A 1,231-nucleotide genomic window follows, 5' to 3' on the forward strand; every position below is an offset into this window, starting at 1 on the left:
CCTCTCCTCTTTCACCGCGGCCAGCCACACGCCCCATATATTCGTGCCCGCGACCCCGTTGAGGGCCAGCTTGAGCTGCGCCCGTGCGGGCTGGCTGGCGTTCGCAATGAGCGAAAAGTGGGCGATCTCCCCGGTCTTCACGGACACTTCGTCCATCCGGTACTCCGGGGATCCCAAGGTCAAATTCGGGATGTCGTCGGCCGCCATGAGTCCGCGATTGTGGCGCCCGGTGTTCTTGCCGGCGATCCATCCGGGGTCGGGAACAAGGGAGACATTGGCTTTCGTCCAAGTCTCGATCCCGGTGTTTTTAAGGGTGACGGTGATAGGCTGCGTGGCCGTGTTTTCCGCGGTGATCCAGGCGGGCAAGATGCCGACAACCTCATAAGGGGGTTTGGCCAGCAAAAGGGCATTGGCGACAGGATTGGCGGGTGCCGCAATCGCCGGAACTGCCGCCAGAACGAGTACCGGAACAGGGGCGGGAACGGGAGCCTTCGGCAACCCCGCCACCCCCGCCCCGGCCTTGGGCGCCACGGGAGCCGGGACAGGCGCGGGAACCGGAATCGGTGAGGCGACTACGGGCCTCCGGAGCGTCGCGAGGACTTCCGCCACCCTCGCCTTCGCCCTCCGCGCCGCATCCAGCATGGGGACGAGCGCCCCCAGGATCCGGTCCGCCACGCATTTGTCGTCGGCGCATCCGGACCGGAACGAGACGGGCAGCTCCAGAGTCGTCAAAAGGTCCGCCAGGATCCGGCAGGTCTCCGCGGAGGAGCGGCATCCCACGACGGTCGCCTCCGCCAGCCCAGGGTCCGCCCGGAAGGACTTGGGGAGGGCGGGTTTTTTGGCGGAAGGGGGGATGGGCGCCACGGGGACGGGAAGCGGAATCGGGGTTGGAGCTTTCGCCGCGGGGGTTTTGGGCTGGATGGCCTTCGTGGTGACGGTCGCCGGGGCGGAGGGGATGGCGGCAACCGCCGTTTCGGGAGTCGGTGCGGTGTCCGGTTCCGGGCTTCCCAATTTCTCAGTTCCGGATCCCGGATCCACAGCCAAAGGATCCCGCGGCCCCGTCGCCGCGTACTCCGGCTCCGCGTAGGCCGGGTCGGACGCCCCGGAGAGGTGGTTCTCGGCGGGGGAGTTCACCGTCGGATCCGTCCCCGCGTCGGGCGCCATTGGGGCATAGTCCATCGTCAGGGCGAGCCAGCGGGGCGCCTCCCTGCGGGTGAGGGGCCTTTGCAAA

General features: G+C 68.1%; 1 protein-coding gene. It reads right to left on the minus strand.

Annotation, left to right across the window (positions count from 1 at the left end):
• The coding region (locus Q8K99_01345) for a hypothetical protein (protein ID MDP2181200.1) at nucleotides 1–1,164 on the minus strand (1,164 nt) is incomplete at its 3' end.
• Between the last annotated feature and the right edge of the window lie 67 nt (nucleotides 1,165–1,231).

Source organism: Actinomycetota bacterium, assembly GCA_030682655.1.
Lineage (GTDB): Bacteria > Actinomycetota > Coriobacteriia > Anaerosomatales > JAUXNU01 > JAUXNU01.